This window comes from Sphingomonas sp. BK036 (assembly GCF_004216825.1).
Classification (GTDB): Bacteria; Pseudomonadota; Alphaproteobacteria; order Sphingomonadales; family Sphingomonadaceae; genus Sphingomonas.
The window spans coordinates 951893-970652 of record NZ_SGXR01000003.1; the positions used below are offsets into that span (position 1 = coordinate 951893).

20 protein-coding genes are annotated in these 18760 nt (G+C 66.7%); 6 read left to right on the top strand and 14 right to left on the bottom strand.

Translation table 11 applies throughout. The annotated features are described in order from the left end of the window. The first annotated feature begins 8 nt into the window (after positions 1–8). Entirely contained in the window at positions 9–845 is an 837-nt protein-coding gene (locus EV283_RS04455; protein ID WP_242615779.1) for a CoA ester lyase, read from the top strand. Positions 846–935: 90 nt separating this feature from the next. Here EV283_RS04455 and EV283_RS04460 read toward each other — a convergent pair whose 3' ends face one another. From EV283_RS04460 to EV283_RS04475, 4 genes are read right to left on the bottom strand one after another with little or no spacing between them, the layout of a single operon-like run. Next, entirely contained in the window at positions 936–1517 is a 582-nt protein-coding gene (locus EV283_RS04460; RefSeq protein WP_130322965.1) for an ABC-type transport auxiliary lipoprotein family protein, read from the bottom strand. 8 nt (positions 1518–1525) lie between these two features. Continuing rightward, positions 1526–2488, bottom strand: a complete 963-nt coding sequence (locus EV283_RS04465) for an MlaD family protein (protein ID WP_056412231.1) — start codon at positions 2486–2488, stop codon at positions 1526–1528. Continuing rightward, positions 2488–3384 carry an ABC transporter ATP-binding protein gene (locus EV283_RS04470; RefSeq protein ID WP_056412234.1) on the bottom strand — a complete coding sequence of 299 codons (897 nt, stop codon included), beginning with the start codon at positions 3382–3384 and terminating at the stop codon, positions 2488–2490. Before EV283_RS04470 ends, EV283_RS04465 begins: the two co-directional genes overlap by 1 nt. Then, positions 3384–4493, bottom strand: a complete 1110-nt coding sequence (locus EV283_RS04475; RefSeq protein WP_130322967.1) for an ABC transporter permease — start codon at positions 4491–4493, stop codon at positions 3384–3386. The genes EV283_RS04470 and EV283_RS04475 overlap by 1 nt, the downstream gene beginning before the upstream one ends. A 59-nt stretch (positions 4494–4552) precedes the next feature. Between EV283_RS04475 and EV283_RS04480 the strand changes: the two genes are divergently transcribed. Next, a complete protein-coding gene (locus tag EV283_RS04480) occupies positions 4553–5272 on the top strand; it encodes an HAD-IB family hydrolase (RefSeq protein ID WP_242615780.1) in 720 nt (239 codons plus the stop codon). 178 nt (positions 5273–5450) lie between these two features. Further along, positions 5451–6062 carry a cupin domain-containing protein gene (locus EV283_RS04485; protein ID WP_130322969.1) on the top strand — a complete coding sequence of 204 codons (612 nt, stop codon included), beginning with the start codon at positions 5451–5453 and terminating at the stop codon, positions 6060–6062. A 123-nt stretch (positions 6063–6185) separates the two neighbouring features. Here EV283_RS04485 and EV283_RS04490 read toward each other — a convergent pair whose 3' ends face one another. The 4 genes from EV283_RS04490 to EV283_RS04505 all read right to left on the bottom strand — a co-directional run bounded on the left by EV283_RS04490 (position 6186) and on the right by EV283_RS04505 (position 12614). Next, positions 6186–6680, bottom strand: coding sequence for an SgcJ/EcaC family oxidoreductase (locus tag EV283_RS04490; RefSeq protein ID WP_130322971.1), 495 nt, complete (start codon positions 6678–6680; stop codon positions 6186–6188). A gap of 163 nt (positions 6681–6843) precedes the next feature. Next, positions 6844–8112, bottom strand: coding sequence for a DUF445 domain-containing protein (locus EV283_RS04495; RefSeq protein WP_207223027.1), 1269 nt, complete (start codon positions 8110–8112; stop codon positions 6844–6846). An 87-nt stretch (positions 8113–8199) separates the two neighbouring features. Continuing rightward, entirely contained in the window at positions 8200–11430 is a 3231-nt protein-coding gene (locus tag EV283_RS04500) for an efflux RND transporter permease subunit (protein ID WP_130322973.1), read from the bottom strand. A gap of 5 nt (positions 11431–11435) precedes the next feature. Continuing rightward, positions 11436–12614 (bottom strand): efflux RND transporter periplasmic adaptor subunit, encoded by a 1179-nt coding sequence (locus tag EV283_RS04505; protein WP_130322975.1) that lies wholly within the window; start codon positions 12612–12614, stop codon positions 11436–11438. A gap of 229 nt (positions 12615–12843) precedes the next feature. Here EV283_RS04505 and EV283_RS04510 point away from each other — a divergent pair, with 229 nt between their 5' ends. Further along, on the top strand, positions 12844–13581 hold the full coding sequence (locus EV283_RS04510) for an SIMPL domain-containing protein (protein WP_130322977.1): 738 nt from the start codon (positions 12844–12846) through the stop codon (positions 13579–13581). A 105-nt stretch (positions 13582–13686) separates the two neighbouring features. On the opposite strand, the gene EV283_RS04515 is transcribed toward EV283_RS04510, so the two are convergent. From EV283_RS04515 to EV283_RS04525, 3 genes are all read right to left on the bottom strand, one after another. Further along, positions 13687–13944: a GlsB/YeaQ/YmgE family stress response membrane protein gene (locus EV283_RS04515; protein ID WP_130322979.1), complete on the bottom strand. Its 258-nt coding sequence runs from the start codon at positions 13942–13944 to the stop codon at positions 13687–13689. A gap of 93 nt (positions 13945–14037) precedes the next feature. Then, positions 14038–14337, bottom strand: a complete 300-nt coding sequence (locus tag EV283_RS04520; protein WP_056412261.1) for a DUF1153 domain-containing protein — start codon at positions 14335–14337, stop codon at positions 14038–14040. Positions 14338–14440: 103 nt separating this feature from the next. Further along, positions 14441–14668, bottom strand: coding sequence for a hypothetical protein (locus EV283_RS04525; RefSeq protein ID WP_056412264.1), 228 nt, complete (start codon positions 14666–14668; stop codon positions 14441–14443). 195 nt (positions 14669–14863) lie between these two features. On the opposite strand from EV283_RS04525, the gene mnmA reads away from it, so the two are divergent. Both mnmA and EV283_RS04535 read left to right on the top strand, forming a co-directional pair. Next, positions 14864–15973, top strand: coding sequence for a tRNA 2-thiouridine(34) synthase MnmA (gene mnmA, locus EV283_RS04530; protein WP_130322981.1), 1110 nt, complete (start codon positions 14864–14866; stop codon positions 15971–15973). Positions 15974–15987: 14 nt separating this feature from the next. After that, positions 15988–16236 (top strand): UvrB/UvrC motif-containing protein, encoded by a 249-nt coding sequence (locus EV283_RS04535; RefSeq protein ID WP_055881551.1) that lies wholly within the window; start codon positions 15988–15990, stop codon positions 16234–16236. Positions 16237–16359: 123 nt separating this feature from the next. Here the strand turns inward: EV283_RS04535 and EV283_RS04540 are convergent, their stop codons facing one another. Genes EV283_RS04540 through pdxH form a run of 3 tightly spaced genes read right to left on the bottom strand, consistent with a single transcriptional unit; the run spans position 16360 to position 18670 of the window. After that, on the bottom strand, positions 16360–17151 hold the full coding sequence (locus tag EV283_RS04540; protein WP_130322983.1) for a PhzF family phenazine biosynthesis protein: 792 nt from the start codon (positions 17149–17151) through the stop codon (positions 16360–16362). Continuing rightward, positions 17148–18095, bottom strand: a complete 948-nt coding sequence (locus EV283_RS04545; protein WP_130322985.1) for a cation diffusion facilitator family transporter — start codon at positions 18093–18095, stop codon at positions 17148–17150. The genes EV283_RS04540 and EV283_RS04545 overlap by 4 nt, the downstream gene beginning before the upstream one ends. Continuing rightward, complete coding sequence (pdxH, locus tag EV283_RS04550) at positions 18092–18670, bottom strand: pyridoxamine 5'-phosphate oxidase (protein WP_130322987.1); 579 nt, start codon at positions 18668–18670, stop codon at positions 18092–18094. Before pdxH ends, EV283_RS04545 begins: the two co-directional genes overlap by 4 nt. Positions 18671–18760 lie beyond the last annotated feature (90 nt).

Consider the following 18760-nt stretch of genomic DNA (forward strand, 5'->3'; position numbering starts at 1 on the left):
CTGGCAACATGACGCATCGGCGCCGTCGGAGCGCGCTCTACATGCCCGCGTCCAACCCGCGTGCGATCGCCAAGGCACGGACGCTCGACTGCGACGTCGTCATCCTCGACCTTGAGGATGCCGTCGCACCGGAGGAAAAGATCGCCGCGCGCGACCGCGTCGTCGCGGCCGTGCGCGAAGGGGGTTTCGGCGCGCGCGAACTGGTCGTCCGGGTCAACGGCCTCGACACGCCGTGGTACGCGGACGACATCGCCGCGGTCCGCGGGATCGGCGTTGATGCGGTGCTGGTGCCCAAGCTGTCCTACCCAGCCGATCTGCACGCGATCCGCGGCTCGCTTGGCGACGACGGCCCACCGATCTGGGCGATGATCGAGACCTGCGCCGCGATCCTGTCGCTGCCGGCGCTGTCCGAAGCCGCCACGGCGGCGCGATTGACCGCACTGGTGGCGGGCACGAACGATCTTGCCAAGGAGATGCGATGCCGTCTCGGGGCCGAGCGGACGCCGTTGATCCCGGCGCTCGCGTCGATCGTGATGGCCGCCCGCGCCGCGGGGATCGTCGCGCTCGATGGCGTCTGCAACGCTCTGGACGATCCAGCGCGATTTGAGGCCGAGTGCGCGCAAGGTGCGATGCTGGGGTTCGACGGCAAGACGCTGATCCACCCATCGCAGATCGAGGCGGCGAATAGCGGCTTTGGTCCAAGCGAGGACAAGCTGGCATGGGCCCGCGCGATCGTCGCTGCGTTCGCGATGCCCGACAATGCGGACAAGGGCGCCATTCGCCTCGATGGCCAGATGGTCGAGAGGCTGCATCTCGCCGAAGCGGAAGCCATGCTCCGGCTCTGACGGCGGCTAGCCCTCACCGTTTGGCGGCGCGCCCTGTGGCGTTGCGGCTCTCCTCATCAGAGAGCCCCAACGTTCAAACCGACGCGGCGTTCACCGCCCGATCCAGTCCGCCACCTCGGTCGCGACCTGGTTCGCCGCCTGGTTGATCCCCGCCGCGGCCGAGGGGGCGTCGATCGCCGAGACGGGCACGCGTGCCTCGAAACGATGCTTCTCGACCGACGTCTTGCCGACGCGGGTCAACGAGGCATCGAACGTCACGACCGCCTCGCGAGTCGTCGCATCAAGCCCAAACGTCCGGAGTTCGCCGCCGAGCAAGCCGCCCGGATCGCCGATCGACTGCGCGGTCGACAACACAACGAGTCCGGTCCGCGACGCGACCGTGTCCGACACCAGCCGCGCGAACAGACGCGCCGGCGGCTCCGCCCACTGCGCATCGGTCACATAGGCGATCGAGGTCGGCGTGGCCTGCACCGGCACCCGAGCAGTGGCCAGCGACTGCGGCACGACGGGCACCTGGATCGTGATCGACTTGGTCGTCGCCGAATCCTGGTTCTGCCCGACCGTCACGGTCGACGCGCTCGTCAGCGTCAGCAACGTGGGGGGCGGTTTGGCGCCGAAGCTGATGCACCCGGCAAGCGGCAGCATCGCGATCAGGATGAGCGGTGTCTTCATGGCGTGCCTCACTTACCCTTGTAATCCGGGAGCTTCTGCTGCCCGATCAGCGAACTCGCACCCTGCTGGTCGACCTTTTCGGCGACCGACGACAAAGCCGCCGCGGTCGTCCGCAGATCGCGGACCAGACGGTTGGCCTCGGGGATCGTCGTCTTTGAGAAGGCCTGCAACCCCGGCCGCGCATCGCCGATCGCCGAGTTCAGCGTATCGGCGCTCTGCTGCGCGGAAACGATCGCCTTGTTCAGATTGGCCATCGCCGGCTTCACGTCCTCGGACAGGACGCCGTTGGTGGTCTTGGCGAGCACGCCGAACTGCTGCGCGGCATCACCCGCCTGCTGGATCGCAACGCGAGTCTGCGCGAGCGTCGCGGCGATCTCCGGCCCGCGATCGGCGAGCGCATCGGTCAAGCGGTTGGTGTTCTCGAGAATGCCCGCGATCGATGCCTGGTTACGATCGGTCAACAGCCCGGTCAGGCGCTCGGTCAGCGTCGACAGGCGCTCGAGCAACTGCGGTGCCGAGTTCAGGATCGCGCCGAGGCCACCCTGCTTGGTCGGAATGACCGGTACGCCGTACGGGCAAGGCTGGCCATTGACGTCGGGGCACGCGACCGCCGGCGCACCCTTACGCGCACCATCGAGCGACACCTGGCTGACGCCGGTGAAGCCGACGCCCGAGATCGACGCGGTCGTGCCCTGCAGCACCGGGGTCTCGTCGTTGACGCTGATCCGGACCCGGACGAACTGCGGGTCGTTCTTCCACAGCGAAATCGTCTTCACCTGGCCCGACGGCACGCCCGAGAACACCACCGCGGACCCGCGCGCGAGCCCGTCGACCGACTGGCGGAAGAAGATGTCATATTCCTTCTCTTCCTTGCCGCCCAGCCGCGCGATCCACACGGTGAACAGCGCCAGCAGGGCCAGCAGGATCAGCACGACGGCGCCGACTAGGACGTGGTTCGAACGGGTTTCCATCAGCGCGTCCTTGCTTCTTTCTCGGCGTATGTCGCGTCGGCGTCGTCCGGCGCGGACTGCTTGGACTGGACTTCCGTGGGGTGGGCATCCGCGACCTGGTCGGCGCGCTCATGCGCCTCCTGCGTCGCGACCGCGGCGCGACCGCGCGGCCCCTTGAAATATTCCTCGATCCACGGGTGATCGAGCGCAATCAGCTCATCGATCGTACCGACCGCGATCACCTTCTTGTCGGCGAGCACCGCAACCCGGTCGCAGATCGCATACAGCGTGTCGAGGTCGTGCGTGATCAGGAACACCGTCAGGCCCAGCGTCTTCTGCAACGACTGGATCAACCCGTCGAACGCCGCGGCACCGATCGGATCGAGCCCTGCGGTCGGCTCGTCGAGAAACAGCAGTTCCGGATCGAGCGCCAGCGCCCGCGCCAGCCCTGCGCGCTTCTTCATGCCGCCCGACAGTTCGGACGGAAACTTGTTCGCCGCATCGGCAGGGAGGCCGGTCATCACGACCTTGTACGACGCGATCTCCGAAAGCAGCGCGCCCGTCAGGTCAGGATAGAATTCACGCAACGGCACTTCGACATTCTCGGCCACCGTCAACGTCGAGAACAGCGCACCGCCCTGGAACAGCACGCCCCAGCGCTTGCGGATCTCGGTCGCCTCGGTTTCTTCGCGGCCGATATTGGGCTCGCCGAAGACGGTGATCTCGCCCGACTCGGGGGTTTGCAGCCCGATGATCGAACGCATCAGCACCGACTTGCCGGTACCCGACCCGCCGACCACGCCGAGAATCTCGCCGCGCCGCACGTCGAGGTCGAGCCCCTCATGCACCACCGACTCGCCGAACGCGTTCTTCAGCCCCTTCACGGAGATGACGATATCGTCTGTCTTGCGGGGCATCAGTCCCAACCCAACCAGGTGAAGAACACCGCGAAGAACGCGTCGAGGACGATCACCAGGAAGATGCCCTGGACGACCGCGGAGGTGGTGCGCAGGCCGACCTGCTCGGCGTCAGATTCGACCTGCATCCCCTGGAAGCAGCCCGCGATCGCGATGATCGCGCCGAACACCGGCGCCTTGATCAGCGAGATGTACAGATCGGTGATCGGCACGACCTCGCGGATGCGCGCGATGAAGGTGACCGGCGGGATCCCCAGCTGCACCCAGCACAGCAGACCACCACCGATGATCGCGATGACCGACGCGTAGAAGCCGAGCAGCGGCATCATCACGATCGCCGCGAGGACCCGCGGCAGGACCAGCGCCTCCATCGGCGACACGCCGATCGTCCGCATCGCGTCGATCTCCTCGGTCAACTTCATCGTGCCGAGCTGTGCTGCGAACGCCGACCCAGAGCGCCCTGCGACCATGATCGCGGTCATCAACAGGCCAAGCTCGCGGATCGTCAGACGACCGACGAGGTTGATCGTGAAGACTTCGGCGCCGAACTGGCGAAGCTGGACCGCGCCCTGTTGGGCGATAACCATGCCGATCAGGAAGCTCATCAGCCCGACGATGCCGAGTGCGGCGACGCCGACCACCTCGAAGCGCTGGACGACGGCGTTGAACCGGAACCGCTGCGGATGACGAATGACGCTGCCGAACGCGACCGTGGTGGCGCCGAGAAAACCGAGCAACCCGAGCATCGTCTTGCCCGACAGCACGACTGCATCGCCGATCTCGCCGAGCACGCGGCTGGCGGCGCTGACCTTGGCAGGCCTGGCGGCCATCGGCTGGTCGGACGCGACGACCTGGTCGAACAGCGCCTGATCATTGGCATCGAGACCATCGATCGTCGCATCGTTGCGCGCGGCGAAGCGGTGGACGATCCAGGCGCCGATCGTGTCGATCCGGTCGACCCCGCTGAGATCGACATGCTTGACCGACGACGCATCGACCGACTCGAGCCGGTCGGGCAGATTGCCGATCTTGGCCAGCGACAGATCGCCGGTAAACCGAAGCGTGCCGGTATCGGCACCGTCCTGTTGGAAATCGGCCATCGCGCTCATCGGCCGCACCTTTGCGGCAAACCGACTAGATCGGCAAGGTGAATGCGGCGTAAGTCGCGATGATGACCGAAATCTCTCCTGCCCGCCCGTCCGGCGCGCCGTCCGTCCGCCTCGCTATCTACGATATGGACAAGACGATCACGCATATGCCGACCTGGACGCCGTTCCTGCTCCACACCGCGCGGACCAGCGGTGCGCCGTGGCGGCTGGCGCTGGTGCCGTTCGCCGGCGTGGCCGCGCTCGGCTATGTCGGGCGGCTGATCAGCCGGGGTCGGTTGAAGTACGTCATGCAGCGGATGATGCTCGGCAAGCGCCTGTCGCCCGCGCAGGAACGCCGCAGCGCAGAGGCGTTTGCCGACCGGGTCGTGCGCGACGGCGTGTTCGCCGGCGCGCGCGCGCGGATCGAGGCGGACCGCGCGGCGGGCTACCGGCTGGTCATGGCGACCGCATCGTACCGCTTCTATGTCGAGGCGATCGCCGAGCGGCTCGGCTTCGACGCGGTGATCGGGACGGAGAGCCTGCGCGATGCCGACGGCCATCTGCTGGCAGGAATCGACGGCGAGAACTGCTACGGCCCGGCGAAATTGCGGATGATCGAGGCGTGGATGGCGCGCGGAGGCATCGCGCGGACCGATGCGCATGTGCGGTTCTATTCGGACCATGTGTCCGACGCGCCGACCTTCGACTGGGCGGACGAGCCGTTCGCGGTGAATGCGCATGGCCCGCTGCGGTTGCTGGCGAAGGCCAAGGGTTGGCCGATGCCCGACTGGGAGCGCTGACAGCCGGGTCCTCATACCGCAGGACCGGCGCAACATGGTCGGAAACCGATCTTGAATGCCATCGCGGAAACGGGGCCAAACTGGTCTTTCATCCGGTATTTTGATATCGTGCCCTCCGCTCGCAGCGACGGTCGGTCCGTCACGAATGCCGTGCTGCACGTCACCTTTAGGAGGACGTATGGAACGCCGATCGGTCTTGGCTCTTCCGCTCGCGATGCTGGCTGGCGGCACCGCATTGCACGCCGCGTCGGGCGACACGAGTCTGCCGCCGCGCTCCGATCCTGTTCGTGCGACACCCGATCCGGTTCTGATAGGTGCGTTGCCGGTCGCGGTGGTGCGGGCCGGCAGCGATCGGGCCGGACAGAAGCGCCAGACCGGCGTCAGCGCCACCACCTACAAGGTCATCACGAACGACACGAAGGGCGACCTGTTCGTCATCGAGCAGGCCAATCGGCGCAGGGGCGGCCCGCCGCTGCATTTCCATCACGGCGAGGACGAACTCTTCTACGTCCTCTCCGGCGAATATGCCGTGCAGGTGGGCGAGACGCGCTATGCGTTGAAAACGGGGGACTGTATCCTTGGTCCGCGTGGCGTTCCGCATACCTGGGCCTTTGTCGGGCCCACGGCCGGCCGCCTGCTCCTGAGCTTTGCCCCTGCCGGCAAGATGGAAGCGTTCTTCAACGCGTGGGAGCAGAACGGCTTTGGTCCGGGCAGCTATTTCACGGAAAAGGACGATGGCTTGATGCGGTCCTTCGGCATGGAACGCCTCGGCCCCCCGCTCAAGTTCTGATCCGTCCCGGCCCGGCAGTGACGTGGCATCGCCGGCACGCGGCTGGCGCTGATCCCGGATGAGCCATGCCCAGGGGATCTCGCGCGCCATGGCGCGGTCCGATGCAGCCACCCGGTCCGCGGCTCACCCCTCCGGGGCAAGCGTCTCCTTCGTCAATTGTCCCGCGGCGACCCTCCATTCGCCATGGCTGCGTACCGCGACCAGAATCATCGCCCGCTCGAGCCCGGCGATGGGTTTGCCGTCCTTCAGGAAATCCATGTGGAAGAAGATCGTCGCCACGTCGGGGGTAAGGACATGAACCTTTGGCCGATCGCGTCTGGCGATGGTCGTGTTCCTCGCCCAGCCTTGGCCCGTATGGATGCCCGCAAATGCAGCGATGATCGCCGCACGTCCCTCGGTCCGCTCCTCTGCGACCGGGACCCAGACGGCGTCCGCCGTATAGAGCGACTCGAACGCCTTTGGATCATGGCTATTCCAGGCGGCGACGAAGCGATCGGGCAAGATGTCCGGGGACCGTGGTGCGGCGATCGCCGCGCTCGATAGCGCCACCATGCCGCAGATCATGTGCCTGACCATCTCGCATGCCCCCAGCCCGATGTGCGTGGCAGGGTCTACCATGCGGCGGCCCGGACCGCATCGTCGTTTCGCGCCAGTTTGGCCGGATCGACGCGCGTGCCCCGGTAGACGGACCGGCCGGAGGCTACGCGCTCCTAGGGCTTGGCGTCGTCTTGCCTGGCGCAGTCCCGTGGATGACCTCAAGCCGCTCGAATGCAGCTACCCGTTACAACAGCACGTCGACGCTGTGAATCACTAGCCCCACCAGGCCGCCGACGATCGTCCCATTGACGCGGATATATTGCAGGTCGCGCCCGACGGCATTCTCCAGACGGCTGGTGATCGTGTCCGCATCCCAGCTGCGCACGGTGTCGGACACGAGCTTGACGATGCCATCGCCATAATCCGCCGCCGCACCGACCGCGGCGCGCCGCACGAACCGGTTGATCGTGCGCGACATCCGCGGGTCCTGGTGCAGCGTCTCGCCGAACTGGCGCAGGACGTCGCCGAGCTTGCCCGCCATCGCCCGTTCGGGATCGCGCGCGATCGCGAGCAGCGCACCGCGCGCCTGCTCCCATAGCCCGTCGAGCCAGCGCTGCATCGCCGGGTTGTCAAGCAGGTCGTTCTTCATTGCCTCGACCCGCTCGCGCATGCGGCGATCATATTGCAGGTCCCAGGCGAGCCGGTCGAGCCCCTCCTCCGCCTTCAGCCGGAGCGGATGCTCGGGGTCCTCGGCCATTTCGGCAAGGAGGCGGTCGAAGCCGCCGATGAGCTTGTCCGCGACGGTCGTGTCGAGCCCGGTCCAGCGCAGGATCGAGCCGGCCTTGTCGTGGACCATCGCGCGGACGAGGTGATCGTTCGCTGCGAGTGTCTTGGCGGACCAGCGGATCGCGCTTTCGAGCAAGGGCGCGTGGCGGCGTTCGGCGATCGCCGCCTTAAGCAACTGACCGAGGATCGGCGAGACTTCGGTCGCGCGCAGCCGTGTGGCGATCCCCGCCTTGACCATGCCGCCGAGCCGCGCGGGATCGAGCCCTTCTAGGATCTGTGCAACCAGTTTGGACGCGCCTTGCCGGAAACGTCCGCCTGCGCCTTCGGGCGGATCGGTCAGCCAGCGCGAAATGGCGCCCGCAACGTCGAGCCGGCGGGTGCGCCGCGCGATGACGACGGGGATCAGGAAGTTCGCGCGGAGGAACTGCGCGAGCGTGTCGCCGATCCGGTCCTTGTTCCGCGGCACGATCGCGGTATGCGGGATCGGCAGCCCCAGCGGATGGCGGAACAGCGCGGTAACCGCGAACCAGTCGGCCAGCCCGCCGACCATCGCCGCCTCCGCAAAGGCGCGCACGAATGCGAACGCCGGGTGGACGGGGACGAGCGCACGGCTGACGAAAAACGTCGCCGCCATGAACACGAGCAGGCCGGTGGCAACGATCCGCATGCGGACGAGCGCCGCCGGGGCTGCTTCGCCGACCGGGCGCGTGCGGGATAAAAGCGTCATACCCGAAACAATCCCCCAGCGCGCCGAAGGTTCATGCCGGCGCGGCGGTTCGACCATCCAGGTACAGCGAGGCGGGCCGTTGGGATCTCATTCTGCGGGTTGCGTACCGCCACCCTGATCACGGCCATGCCCCAGCTTGCCGGTTGCCGGGCCCAGCAGCGGACCCGGATTGGGGCCGGCGAGCCCGATCACGTCGTCGCCATTGTCACCCGGACGATAGGTGAGCAGGCGGCGACCGAGACGTGGCCCGACGCTGCGCTCGATCCCGACGGCAAGGCTGAACGCGGCGGGAATGATCAGCAGCGTCAGCAGCGTCGACAACGCAAGGCCGCCGATCACGACCGTGCCCATCGGCGCGCGCGACGACGAATCGCCGCTGATCGACATCGCGGTCGGCACCATGCCCGCGACCATCGCGACCGTCGTCATCACGATCGGCTGCGCACGCTTGTGCCCGGCATCGATGATCGCGGTGAACGCATCGACGCCCTTGCTCATCTCGTCGAGCGCGAAGTCGATCAACAGGATCGAGTTCTTGGCGACGATCCCGAGCAGCATCAGCAGCCCGATATAGACCGGCAGCGACAGCGGCTGTCCGGTCGCCCACAAAGCGAGCAGCCCGCCAAGCGGCGCGAGCAGCAGCGACCCCATGTTGACGAACGGCGGCAGCACGCGGCGGTAGAGCAGCACCAGCACCGCGAACACGAGGAACGTGCCCGAGATCACCGCGGTGATGAAATTGGTGATCATCTCGGCCTGCCACTTGCTCTGGCCAAGCGTGAGTTCGCTGACGCCGACGGGCAGCGCCTTCATCGACGGCAGCGCATGAACCTGCTTCATCGCGTCCGAGATCACGACGCCGGGCGCAAGATCGGCGCCCAGCGTGATCTGGCGCTGCTGGTTGACCCGGTCGATCTTCGTCGGGCCCGAGCCAAGACCGATATCCGCGACGAGGTTGAGCGGCACCGAGCCCCCCGACGCGGTCGCGACCGGCAGGTTCTGGATCGTCGACAGGCTGGTCCGCGCCGACTGGTCGAGCGCGACTCGGATCGGGATCTGGCGATCCGAGAGCGAGAACCGCGCCGAGTTCTGGTCGATATCGCCGAGCGTCGCGATGCGGATAGCCGACGACAGCGCCTGCGTCGTGACGCCGAGATTGGCGGCAAGATCGAAGCGGGGGCGGATGACGATTTCGGGGCGCTGCATCCCGCCCGACACGCGCGGTGCGGTCAGCGACTTGAGCGAGCCCATATCGGCGACGATCTTGTCCGCCGCCTGTTGCAGCTTGGCGGGATCGCTGCCGCCGAGGACGATCGTCACGTCACGTCCGCTGCCGCCCCAGCCGGACTGCGACCGGAACGACACGCGTGCATCGGGGATCGCGGTGAGTTGCGGCGCGAGCCGGCGTTCGAAATCGACCGACTTCTCCTTGCGATCCTCGCGCAGGTTGGCGGTCACGGTGCCGCTGCCGACGCGGGTGCGGGCGTACACCGTGCTGACCGCGGGTTGCTGGCCGAGCAAGGCGCTGACGCGCGCGACCACCGCATCGGTCTGTGCGAGCGTGGTGCCGGGCACCATCTCGATCTGCGCGGTCGCATCATCCTCGTCGCGGGTCGGCTGGAACTGCGAGGGGATCACGGTGAACATGAACAGCGTGATCGCGAAGGCCACGACGCCCGCGCCGATCGCCCACATCCGGTGATCCATGACGCGGTTGAACATCTTGCGGATGCCGCCGCGCGCGCGCCATGCCGCCGCCTTGCGACTGTCGAGCGTCCAGTGGAGCGTGCGGACATACCAGTCCATCAGCTTGCCCTCGCCGTGGCTGGCATGGCCGAACGACTTGAGGAAATAGGCCGCGATCATCGGCGTGACGAGACGCGCGACCGCGAGGCTCATCAGCACCGCGGCAACCACGGTCAGGCCGAAATTCTTGAAGAACTGCCCGGCGATTCCCGGCATCAGCGCGACCGGCAGGAACACCGCGACGATCGCCATCGTCGTCGCCAGCACCGCGAGGCCGATCTCGTCGGCGGCATCGATCGAGGCCTGATAGGCGGATTTGCCCATCCGCATGTGCCGGACGATATTCTCGATCTCGACGATCGCGTCATCGACCAGCACGCCCGCGACGAGGCTGAGCGCGAGCAGCGTCATGCCGTTGAGGTCGAAGCCGAGCAGGTCCATGAACCAGAAGGCGGGGATCGCCGACAGCGGGATCGCGAGCGCGGAAATCGCGGTCGCGCGCCAATCGCGCAGGAAGATGAAGACGACGATGACCGCGAGGATCGCGCCCTCGATCATCGCATGGATCGCGCTCTCATACTGCGATTCGGTATAGTCGGTGCTGGTGTAGCGCTGGACGAACTTGACCGACGGATTGCGCTTTTCGAGCGCACGCAGCTTGTCGACCGCGGCGTGATAGACGGTGACGTCGGACGCCCCCTTGGCACGCTGGAAATCGAACGTGATCGCCTGGCGCCCGTCGACGGTCGCACGGCTGCGCTGCTCGGCATAGAGATCGCGGACCTGCGCGATGTCGGCGAGGCGGACGGTGCGGCCATTGCCGACGTTGATCTGCGTCTGGCCAAGATCGCTCGCATCGCGCGCGTTGCCAAGCACGCGGATCGACTGTTCGGAGCCCGCAATTTCCGCACGCCCGCCCGCGGCGTTCAGATTGACCTGTCGCAGCTGCGCGTTGACCTGGCTTGCGGTCAACCCCTGGCTCTGGAGTTTCAGCGGATCGAGGATCACGCGGATCTCTCGGCTGACGCCGCCGTTGCGGCTGATCGTCGCCATGCCGGGAATCGACAGCAGTTCCTTGGTGACGGTGTCGTCGATGTACCAGGACAGCTGTTCGACGGTCATGTCGGTGGTGATCGCCGCGAAGCTCGCGACGTCGTTGCCGCTGGTGTTCGCACGGTAGACCTGCGGTTCGAGGATCCCCTCGGGAAGATCGCTGCGGATCTGCGCGATCGCGTCGCGCACGTCGTTGACCGCGCGATCGATCGGCGTGCCGATGGTGAGCTGGATCACCGTTTCGGAATTGCCTTCGGTGACGGTCGAGTTGATCTCGTCTATGCCCTGCAGCGAGCGGACCGCCGCCTCGACGCGCTGCGTGACCTGCGTCTCCATCTCGGTCGGCGCGGCGCCCGGCTGGCTGACGACGACGATCGCGATCGGGAAGTCGATGTCGGGATCGCGGTTGACGTCCATCCGCATGAAACTGACGATGCCCGCAAGCATCAGGGCCAGGAACAGCACGATCGGCGGAACCGGGTTGCGGATCGACCAGGCCGAGATGTTGCGGAAGTTCATGGCTGTCAGCTCGCCTTCTTGGTGATCGGCTTGACCGTCTGTCCGGGCGCCAGGAAGCCGCCTGCGGACTGGACCACGCGCTCCGACCCGTCGAGCCCGCCCGCGATCGTCACGCCGGCATCGGACACCTGGCCGATCGTGACGTTGCGCCGCGCGATCTTGTCGCCCGGCCCGACGATATAGACGTAATTGCCCTTCTCGTCGCTCTGCAGCGCCGAATCGGGGAGCAGCGGCGCCTGAGTCACGCCCCCGACGATCGTCGCCGCGGCGAATCCGCCGGGACGCAGCGCTGGGTCATATTTCACCGCGATCCGCGCGATTCCCTGACGGGTCTGCGGATCGATCACGGGCGAGACCTGCCAGACTTCGCCCGGATAGCCCTGCGTCGTGCCGACGGGCACGACCGTCGCGCGCGCACCGGCACGCAGCCCGGCGAGATCGGCCTCGCTCAACTGCGCGCGCATCTCCATCTGGCCGCCCATCGCCATCCGGAACAGCACGCCGGCCGACGGCCCGACGATCTGGCCCGGCTCGACGCCGCGGGTCAGCACGAGCCCGGCGGCGGGCGCGCGGATATCGAGCCGACCGTTGCGGGCGCGTGCCTCGCCGAGCGTGGCCTGCGCGACCTTCACGCGCGCGGCGGCGGCATCGCGAGTCGCGGCCTTGCGCTGCAGATCGGCCTTCGAGATGAAGCCGCGATCGACCAGCTGCTTCGCGCGATCGAGTTCGGCCTGCGCGATCGTCTCGTCGGAGCGCGCGACGGTGACCGATGCGGCGAGCGACGCCGCAGTCTCGGTCTGGACCGACCGATCGACCGTGGCGAGCACCTGCCCCGCCGCAACCCAGGTGCCGGGTTCGACCAGCACGCGCGTGATCATCCCGCCCTCGCCTGCGACGCCGACCGGCATCTCGCGCCGTGCGGCCAGCGTCCCCGTCGCGGAGATCGTCCGATCGACCATCTGACGCCCCGGCACCACGACCGTGACGCTCGGCAACTGTGCGTTGGGCGATGCGGCCGCGGCGTCCTTCTTGCCGGACTTGAACGCATAGACCACGGCGACGATCGCGAGCACGATGATCACCGCGATGATGATGTTGCGGCGGCGGTGCGACGGCGCACTATAGTCCGGCAACGCCAGCTGCTCGTCGCTATCGCTGCCGACCATCTTCGTCTCGTAATTCATGCGCGCCACAATCCCACTTCCGACCGGCCTTGTCTCGACCCGCTTCGCCGTTCACACGCTGTGTTATCTGAATAAGTCACCGTGCTCAAGCCCCTCGACGAGCGCGGAACGAAGACATGCTTCGAATCCGATCTATCCGCAATGCAGTTCGACAAGGTCCGGGACGTTCAGCTTGTGTTGACCTGGGCGGCGCCACACGCCGAAACACTGTTACACGGGAGACATAGTCATGAAGATCGCATCGTTCCTTACCGCGCTTGCGGGCGTCGCGGTCGCGCTGCCGGGGGTGGCTGCCACCGCGCAGACCGCGCCGACCACGGTCGAGCCGATGATCCCAGCGGCGGGTACCGTGCTCGACGTGACGGCGGAGGGGCGGACGACGCGCGTGCCAGACTTGGCGACGATCCGCGCGGGCGTCGTCTCGCAGTCGACGACCGCCGCGGCGGCGCTGACCGACAATGCGCAGCGGATGGCGAAGGTCCTCGCGGCATTGAAGCGTGCAGGCGTAGCGCCACGCGACGTTGCGACGTCGTCGGTCCAGCTCGCGCCGCAATATCGCTATGCCGACAACCAGCCGCCGGTGATCACCGGATACCAGGCGACCAACACCGTCTCGATCCGCTTCCGCGACGTGGCGAAATCGGGTGCGATCCTCGATGCACTGGTGGCAGAGGGTGCGAACCAGATCGACGGACCCAATCTGTCGATCGACAAGCCCGAGGCGGCGCTTGACGAAGCGCGCAGCGACGCGATTGCGCAGGCCAAGCGTCGAGCGGATCTCTACGCGAAGGCCGCGGGGCTTCGCGTGTCGCGGATCGTGTCGATCGCCGAATCGGGGCAGGATACGGGTGGCTCGCCGCAGCCGATGTTCCTGGCGCGCGCGTCGATGGCCAAGGAGAGCACGCAGATCGCGCCGGGCGAGAAGGACGTGACGGTCACCGTGTCGGTGCGGTTCCTGCTGAACTGACGCTTCCATGATCCTCCCCCGCCAAGGGGGAGGATCGTTGCACGCACGAAAAAGGCCGCCCGGTTGCCCGGGCGGCCTTTGCCGTTTCGCGTGACGATGCGAAGTTTAGCGGACGCTACCGCGACGCACGAGGTTCACGATCGCGAGCAGGATGACTGCACCCAGCAGCGAAACCAGGAACGACGTCAGCGTCAGCGGTGCGTTGTTGATCGAGCCACCCGACAGGATCAGACCACCGATAAATGCACCGACGATGCCGACGACGATGTTCAGAAGGATACCCTGCTGCGCATCAGTGCGCATGATCATGCTGGCAATCCAGCCGATGACGCCGCCGATGATCAGCCAAAGAATGAGACCCATGATATTTTCCCTCCGTTGAACCCGTATCCGGGCGATGGCGGAAAGACGTGCGAGCGGTTATTTTTGTTCCGCCCGCGTTTTGAGTTTTGGATCTCAGTACTTTTGCTGGCGCTCGTACAACGACTTATAGTGCTGGATCCGCGTGACGCGGAGTCCGGGCATGCCCGATCGGTCGATCGCGCGCTGCCAGCTGGCAAATTCCTCGACGGTCAGGCCATAGCGCGCGCAGACGTCGTCGACGCTGAGCAACCCTCCATTGACCGCAGCGACCACCTCGGCCTTGCGACGAACCACCCAGCGCGTGGTGCTGGGCGGGGGCAGCGTATCCAGCGTCAGCTGTTCTCCGAGCGGACCGATGACTTTGCCGGGACGGATTTTCTGGTTCTCGATCATTTGTAACCTCTGATCGGGGCGGGGGGCCCCCTCTCGATACGCGAACGCGACACATAGTCGCGGGATTTGAAGATCGGCTGAAACGCCGCGGTAAACCGCATCTTCACTCGTCCTTCCACCGGGTTAATGCCGTTGCCATCGGCCCGTTGAACGCACCGTGAAGCGGCGCGAACAGTTTCGGATCGATCGTCGCCCGCGCGAAGCTGGCCTGCACCACCGCAGTCGGGCTCGCTGCCTGGCGGGCGGCGATACCGACGATCAGGACCGCGAGATCACCCGGAAGGACGGTGACCTCTGCGTCGCGATCGAAACGGGGAAAACTCAGGTCCAACGGGATACTCGCGCTTAGTCTTGGGAAGCCCGGTATAACGCGAGGGGGTGAAGGGACCGTAAAACTCGGCGAAAGAGTTCGTGAACTTGTCGCTTTATTCCAATGTCTGGTCGCGTTTTTCGCTCCACTCACCTTGATCGACGTTAACGGTCGCATCTTTTTGCAACGGCTCGCCGTCGCGCTTATGTAGCGCGCATGGATCAGACCGATTTTCAGCTCGGGCCCGAGATGGCCGCAAAGCGCATCGTCGTGGCGATGTCCGGTGGCGTCGACAGCTCGGTCGTCGCCGCACTCGCGCATGCCACGGGCGCCGAGACGATCGGCGTGACGTTGCAGCTCTACGATCATGGCGAGGCGATCGGGCGTGCGGGCTCGTGCTGTGCAGGGCGCGATATCCGCGATGCGCGCGCGGTGTGCGACCGGCTCGGGATCGCGCATTACGTGTTCGATCACGAGACGAGCTTCCGCGAGCAGGTCGTCGACAAGTTCGCCGACGAATATCTCGCCGGGCGTACGCCGATCCCGTGCGTCCAGTGCAACATGGGGCCGAAATTCACCGACCTGCTGAAGCTGGCACGCGATCTCGGTGCAGATTGCCTGGCGACGGGGCATTATGTCCGGCGGGTCGAGGGGGCGAACGGCGCCGAACTCCACCGCGGTGCGGATCCGGCGCGCGACCAGAGCTATTTTCTGTTCGCGACGACGCAGACGCAACTCGACTATCTCCGCTTTCCGCTGGGTGGCCTGCCCAAGGCGCGCGTGCGCGAGATTGCAGCGGAGCTGGGGCTCGGAGTCGCGGCGAAGCCCGACAGCCAGGATATCTGCTTCGTGCCCGATGGCGATTATGCCGGGCTGGTGAAGAAGCTGCGACCCGAGGCGGCGGAGACTGCGGGCGATATCGTCGATCTCGGAGGCGCAAAGCTCGGCGAACATCGCGGGCTGATCCACTTCACCGTCGGGCAGCGGCGCGGGCTGGAGATCGGCGGCAGCCCCGAGCCGCTCTACGTCGTGCGCGTCGAGCCCGAGACGAAGCGGGTCGTCGTGGGGCCTCGGCGCGCGCTGGCGGTCGAGGCAGCGCGGATGACCGATATCAACTGGCTCGGCGGCGACTTTACCGGGCCGCTGACCGCCAAGGTGCGGTCGATGGCCAAGCCCGTGCCCGCGCGCCTGGTCGGCGACCGCGTGGTGTTCGATGCGCCCGAATATGGAGTCGCGCCGGGTCAGGCCGCGGTGCTCTATGCGGGCGAGCGCGTGCTCGGGGGCGGCTGGATCGCGGAGACCGAAGCGGCACTCGCCGCCGCCTGACGCGTTAGGGCGGGATGGATATCGAAGACCTTCGCCGCCAGATGGAAGCCGCCGCCGCTGCAATGGACTTCGAAACCGCCGGGCGGCTGCGCGACCAGATCAGCGTGTTGCGCGGCGGCGGCGAGGTGGCCGACACCGCCGGGCTGACCCGTCAGCAGCCGGGGGCGATGGGGCTGGGGACGAGCCAACAGCGCATGACGCCGCCACCGGGCTGGGTGAAGCCGAAGAAGCCCGATCCGATGACCAAGGGGCGGAAGCGGTAGTCTTGGTCCCGCCCTGCTTCTTCCGTCATCCTGACGAAAGTCAGGATCCAGAACCACGATCGGCTTCGCGCGTTACCCTGGATCCTGACTTTCGTCAGGATGACGGGGTATTTTGATGGGCAATCACGGCAGCAGGAACGTACCCTCGATCGTCGTCACGCACGATCCGCCGAGAACCACCCGGTCGCCGTCGAGGCGGCACGTCAGCTTCCCGCCGCGCGCACTCGCCTGATAGGCGGTGAAGCTGTTGCCGAGCGTCTTCGCCCAATAGGGCACCATCACCGCGTGCGCCGAGCCGGTCACCGGATCCTCGTTGATCGCGTAATAGGGCGTGAAGACGCGGCTGACGATGTCGGTCGCCTGCCCCCGCGCCGCGACGATCGCGACGATCGGGAACGCTGCCAGCGCGGCGAAGTCGGGCTTCAGGTCGCGGACCACAGACTCGTTCTCGACGATCACGAGCGCATAGCCCTTGTCGTGCCACAGCGTCTCGACGGGCGACTCGATGGTGAGCGCCGCGACGATCTCGGGGATCGCCTTCGGGCTTGGCCCCCATGCCGGCAGCTCGAGCGTGTAGCCGCTCCCTGCACGCGCGACCTCGAGCATCCCCGCCTGTCGCGTCCGGAACCGGACCCGGTTGAGCGCGGTGTCCGACGACAGCACGAAATGGCCGCTCGCCAGCGTCGCATGCCCGCACAACGCGACCTCGGCGCCCGGCGTGAACCAGCGTAGATCGAAATCGACGCCCTCTTCGTCCGACGCGACAATGAAGGCGGTCTCGCTCAGGTTGTTCTCCTGCGCGATGTTCAGCAGCACCGCGTCGTCGAGCCACGCCGCGAGCGGCATGACCGCGGCCTGGTTGCCGCCGAACGGCGTGTCGGCGAACGCATCGATCTGCGCGAACGGTATTCTCATAGACGTTTCCCAAACCAGTGCGGAGTCACGTCCGCCTCGATCAGCGGATTGTCGGTGTCGACATGGCCCTCGGGATCGAGGTGGATCAGCACCTCGACCTTGGGGAAGGCGGTGCGCAGGTTGCGCTCGACCGCCTCGACGATGTCGTGCGCCGCGCCGACGGTCAGGTCGCGCGCGACCTCCATGTGGAACTGCGCGAACTCGTGGCTGCCGGAGCGGCGCGTGCGGAAATCGTGAATGCCGCGGATGCCGGGCTGGCGCGCGGCGACGTCGAGGAACTGCGCACGCAGATCTTCTGGCCATTCCTTGTCCATCAGCTGGTCGATCGCGTTCGACGACGCCGAGAACGCGCCCCAGGCGAGCCACAGCGCGATGACGATACCGAAGATCGGATCCGCGCCGCTCCAGCCGAGATACTGGTCGAGCACCAGCGCGACGATCACCGAGCCGTTGAGCAGCACGTCGGACTGGTAATGGACGTTGTCCGCGAGGATCGCGACCGATCCGGTCTGGCGGATGATGCGGCGCTGATAGGCGAGCAGGAACACCGTCGCGACGATCGCGATGACCGACACGCCGATGCCGAAATCGGCGCCGGTGGTCGGCTGCGGATCGTTGAACGCGAGGATCGCGCGCCACGCGATGCCCGCGGCCGAGGCGGTGATCAGCATGACCTGGAACAGCGCCGCGAGCGCCTCCGCCTTGCCATGGCCGAAGCGGTGATCGTGATCCGCAGGCGTCGCGGCGAGCCGCACGCCGTAGAGCGTGACGAGCGATGCGAGGAGGTCGAGCGCGGTATCGGCGAGCGAGCCGAGCATCGCGACCGAGCCGGTCGTCCACGCCGCAAAGCTTTTCAGCAGCAGCAGGAAACACGCCATCGCGACGCTGGCCAGCGCCGCGCGGGTTGCGAGCGGAATGATCCGGCGCCGTTCGTCCTGAGTCATGGGAACAACAGTCCTTCGGTCCAAGTGCCGGTTTCGCGGGTGAACAGGCGCCGCTCATGTAGGCGGTGCGCGCGATCCTGCCAGAGCTCGATGCGATCGGGCGCGATCCGGTACCCGCCCCAATGCGGCGGGCGCGGCACGTCGCCGCCCTCGAACCGCGCCTGCATTTCGGCAAAGCGCGTTTCAAACGTCTCGCGGCTGTCGAGCGGACGCGATTGGTCGGAAGCCCAGGCACCGAGCTGCGAATCGCGCCCGCGCGACGCGAAATAGGCGTCCGATTCGGCATCGCTCACCAGGCTGACGCTGCCCTCGATCCGGACCTGCCGGCGCAGCGACTTCCAGTGGAAGAGCAAGGCGGCGTGGCGGTTGACCGCGAGGTCGCCCGCCTTGCGGCTCTCACGGTTGGTGTAGATCACGAAACCGTCGGGACCGTGGCCCTTGAGCAGCACCATCCGCACCGACGGGCGTCCATCGGCATCCGCGGTAGCGAGCGCCACCGCGTTGGAGTCATTGATTTCTGTTTCCCGCGCCTCGGCGTACCAGGCGTCGAACAGCGCGATCGGATCTTCGGACATGGCTGCGCCATAGCGAAACTTCGACGCGAGCGAAACCGCGCGAGGGAACGACTCCGACCCGCCGACGATTGACCGCAAATCGAATCGTTT

Bases quoted from the DNA above. Each gene is read 5' to 3' on its own strand.
- EV283_RS04455 (WP_242615779.1), top strand. From the start codon at position 9: ATGACGCATCGGCGCCGTCGGAGCGCGCTCTACATGCCCGCGTCCAAC.
- EV283_RS04460 (WP_130322965.1), bottom strand. From the start codon at position 1,517: ATGAAGACACCGCTCATCCTGATCGCGATGCTGCCGCTTGCCGGGTGC.
- EV283_RS04465 (WP_056412231.1), bottom strand. From the start codon at position 2,488: ATGGAAACCCGTTCGAACCACGTCCTAGTCGGCGCCGTCGTGCTGATC.
- EV283_RS04470 (WP_056412234.1), bottom strand. From the start codon at position 3,384: ATGCCCCGCAAGACAGACGATATCGTCATCTCCGTGAAGGGGCTGAAG.
- EV283_RS04475 (WP_130322967.1), bottom strand. From the start codon at position 4,493: ATGAGCGCGATGGCCGATTTCCAACAGGACGGTGCCGATACCGGCACG.
- EV283_RS04480 (WP_242615780.1), top strand. From the start codon at position 4,553: ATGATGACCGAAATCTCTCCTGCCCGCCCGTCCGGCGCGCCGTCCGTC.
- EV283_RS04485 (WP_130322969.1), top strand. From the start codon at position 5,451: ATGGAACGCCGATCGGTCTTGGCTCTTCCGCTCGCGATGCTGGCTGGC.
- EV283_RS04490 (WP_130322971.1), bottom strand. From the start codon at position 6,680: ATGGTAGACCCTGCCACGCACATCGGGCTGGGGGCATGCGAGATGGTC.
- EV283_RS04495 (WP_207223027.1), bottom strand. From the start codon at position 8,112: ATGACGCTTTTATCCCGCACGCGCCCGGTCGGCGAAGCAGCCCCGGCG.
- EV283_RS04500 (WP_130322973.1), bottom strand. From the start codon at position 11,430: ATGAACTTCCGCAACATCTCGGCCTGGTCGATCCGCAACCCGGTTCCG.
- EV283_RS04505 (WP_130322975.1), bottom strand. From the start codon at position 12,614: ATGAATTACGAGACGAAGATGGTCGGCAGCGATAGCGACGAGCAGCTG.
- EV283_RS04510 (WP_130322977.1), top strand. From the start codon at position 12,844: ATGAAGATCGCATCGTTCCTTACCGCGCTTGCGGGCGTCGCGGTCGCG.
- EV283_RS04515 (WP_130322979.1), bottom strand. From the start codon at position 13,944: ATGGGTCTCATTCTTTGGCTGATCATCGGCGGCGTCATCGGCTGGATT.
- EV283_RS04520 (WP_056412261.1), bottom strand. From the start codon at position 14,337: ATGATCGAGAACCAGAAAATCCGTCCCGGCAAAGTCATCGGTCCGCTC.
- mnmA (WP_130322981.1), top strand. From the start codon at position 14,864: ATGGATCAGACCGATTTTCAGCTCGGGCCCGAGATGGCCGCAAAGCGC.
- EV283_RS04535 (WP_055881551.1), top strand. From the start codon at position 15,988: ATGGATATCGAAGACCTTCGCCGCCAGATGGAAGCCGCCGCCGCTGCA.
- EV283_RS04540 (WP_130322983.1), bottom strand. From the start codon at position 17,151: ATGAGAATACCGTTCGCGCAGATCGATGCGTTCGCCGACACGCCGTTC.
- EV283_RS04545 (WP_130322985.1), bottom strand. From the start codon at position 18,095: ATGACTCAGGACGAACGGCGCCGGATCATTCCGCTCGCAACCCGCGCG.
- pdxH (WP_130322987.1), bottom strand. From the start codon at position 18,670: ATGTCCGAAGATCCGATCGCGCTGTTCGACGCCTGGTACGCCGAGGCG.